Consider the following 2,655-nt stretch of genomic DNA (forward strand, 5'->3'; position numbering starts at 1 on the left):
AGCGATGACTTCCTCAATGGATGGCATCGAAGAGTAGCCGAACAGTGCTTTTAGGAAGATGCCGATATCACCTGATAATAATGGTGCGACACCGTTGTCTCGTACATAGTGGGCATAATCAATTGGATGCTCCGGCATGAACCAAGTAATGTCATAAACATGCGGCATTACACTGCCAATCAAGTTTATGTCCTGCATCATTGAAATTGCCTGTACCAGCAATCCAGCGGAGATTAGGATGATGAATGCTCCAGTAATTTGGAAGAAGGTTTTTAAATTAACCTTCATTGTTCCTTTAAAGAACATATAGGAAACAACTACCGCAATAAGTGTTCCGGTAAGGGCTCCCCAGCCTTGCATTGCAGCGCCGATATTACCGCCTGTAATTGCCGCAAAGAAGAAAACCGTTTCAATCCCTTCACGCAAGACGACCAGGAATGAGTGAATGACCATCCCGACAATATTTCCTGTTGAGATGAACTTGTTCATTTTCCCTTCCATATTGCCCTTTAGGTTCTTGCTGTGGCTCGCCATCCAGAATACCATTTGCGTTAGTAGCACTGTCGATACGATCATGATCCCAATCTTCAGGTAAATTTCGCTGCCCATCGCCGCAAATCCAGTGAACACCACCTGGAACAGGATTGCCACCCCAATACTTGCAAGAACAGCCAGTCCGGCACCCAGCCAGACATACTTCGTATACTTAGAGTGATCCATCCTCTTTAAGTAAGTTGTGATGATCCCGACGATTAACAAGGCTTCCAATACTTCACGGAAGGTAATCAGTAATGCTTGGATTTCCATTGCTCATACTCCCCTCTCCAAGGTGTGGTCAAGCTTTATGCTCTTCTTTTTCTAATGCCAATAAAAACAACTGCTGCAATAATCGCGACAATCAGGATTAACGGAATCCAATTTCGAATGTTGGATAAATCGGTCCAGTCTTTTTTTCCAGTTCCTTGTTCTTCAACTGTTTCTGAAAAATGCCCAACTTCCAGGCTGGCAAGATTGAATTCCTTTTGCAGTGCATTAAGGATCTTTTCCTTGTTGCTCTTAAATGCTTCTATGTCAGATGGCTTTTTCCCGACTCCAAAAAGTCCAGGATTACCAAGTGCCTCAAGAGCAGCATCGAAATCAGCTTTCATTTCCTTATCTAATTCCGCATTGTTTGCCTCTACTTTTGGCGATAAAGCTTGATATGTAGCGAAGCCTTTAGCTAGTAGTTTTTTGGAGGTATCGTACTCCTCGAAATTCTTTTCAATGCTTTCAAGCCTTCTTGCAATATTTAAAATCAGGAGTTTCTCCATGTTATCAATTGTAGCTTCTTTATCTTCATCATTTAAATTTTTCATGATGATTTCTCCAGGCTCCGGTCCCATATGCATATCCGTTTCTTCTTTCACCGTTTCAAACAGGGACTTCGCTGCTGAGAAATTCGGAGGGTTTTCATCAAGTTTCAACTGCATCTCCTTGTAGACCTCTGCCACCTTCTCTTCATTTGGGTCTCCATATGAATAAGCACTGGCAGGTTGTGGATTGCCGTTAATGAGAATCAATATCAGTGAAAAGCAAAAAAATATAGCCTTTTTCATTTGTTTCCCTCCTACAATGATAATGATAATGATTATCATTCCTTATGTCAATCATATTTGAACATCGTCACTTTTTTGTCACTATTTTTACTGCTGTTATATCGGAAACCATTTTCAGCGGAGTCCGTTTGCACTTTTTTAACCGGACGGGATATTTCGCGAATAATAGCTGGGACGACATTTGTCATATATTTTCGAAAAGAAATGAAAGAAGTCCCAGTCGTTCTGACCCTATACTGGATTGGCACTTCAAGCACTCGGAATCCTTTTCGTACAAGATTCAGCGTCAATACCTGAGCGTAATTATAATCATGGATGATCTCAGCATGTTCAAGGACTTGTCGTGAAAAAGCACGCATGCCTGATTGGCCGTCATAGAGCCATTTTCTTAACAGCAATGTTTGCACAAGGGTAAAAAAATAATTTCCCATCCTGCGATGGAATTTCATCCCTCTTATAGTGCCCATAAATCTGGATCCCATTGTATAATCAGCTTGATTTTCAAAGATTGGCTTTACAAGTTCCGGGATCTGCCATGCAGGATACTCTCCATCCGCATCGATCATCACCCCAACATCTGCACCTAGACGATAACATTCTTCCAGCCCTTGCCGGACCGCGGCTCCGAGACCGCGGTTCTTTCCAAAACTTATTATATGATCTGCTCCCGCTTTTCTTGCCGCTGAAACGGTATTGTCGGTAGAGCCGTCGTCAATCACCAATATCTCTACAAGATCAGCACCGTCGAATTTACGCGGGATGTTTTCAATAACTTCTCCAATTGATTCTTCTTCGTTAAAAGCAGGCAAAAATACAATTACTTTACTCAAATCATTTCTCTTCCTTCTGTGTGTTTATCGCGTCGACAAGAACCTTCCCCCGGCTGCTGGCAGGATACGGTGCCCCAAGCAAATAGGAAATCGTCGGCGCCAGCGATACGAGACTATGCTTTTCCTGAACTTTATTCCCTTTGACGATATGGGGTCCCTGCATGAAAAACGGCACAAATCTTTCACCTTCATCAAGATGGCCATGTCCGCCTATTCCGTCAGCCTGACCA

At 42.7% G+C, this 2,655-nt stretch carries 3 protein-coding genes and 1 pseudogene; all 4 read right to left on the minus strand.

Annotated elements, in window-relative coordinates; genetic code table 11:
- A partial coding sequence (locus tag WB217_RS02830; RefSeq protein WP_423990458.1) for an FTR1 family iron permease occupies positions 1 to 807 on the minus strand: 807 nt, incomplete at its 3' end.
- A gap of 35 nt (positions 808 to 842) precedes the next feature.
- Positions 843 to 1,595: a hypothetical protein gene (locus tag WB217_RS02835; RefSeq protein ID WP_423990460.1), complete on the minus strand. Its 753-nt coding sequence runs from the start codon at positions 1,593 to 1,595 to the stop codon at positions 843 to 845.
- A 47-nt stretch (positions 1,596 to 1,642) separates the two neighbouring features.
- Positions 1,643 to 2,425 carry a glycosyltransferase family 2 protein gene (locus WB217_RS02840; protein ID WP_423990462.1) on the minus strand — a complete coding sequence of 261 codons (783 nt, stop codon included), beginning with the start codon at positions 2,423 to 2,425 and terminating at the stop codon, positions 1,643 to 1,645.
- Between the two features lies 1 nt (position 2,426).
- Positions 2,427 to 2,655 (minus strand): annotated as a pseudogene (locus WB217_RS02845) (alkaline phosphatase family protein); the annotation flags it as partial.

Source organism: Mesobacillus sp., from assembly GCF_049588175.1.
Lineage (GTDB): Bacteria > Bacillota > Bacilli > Bacillales > Cytobacillaceae > Mesobacillus.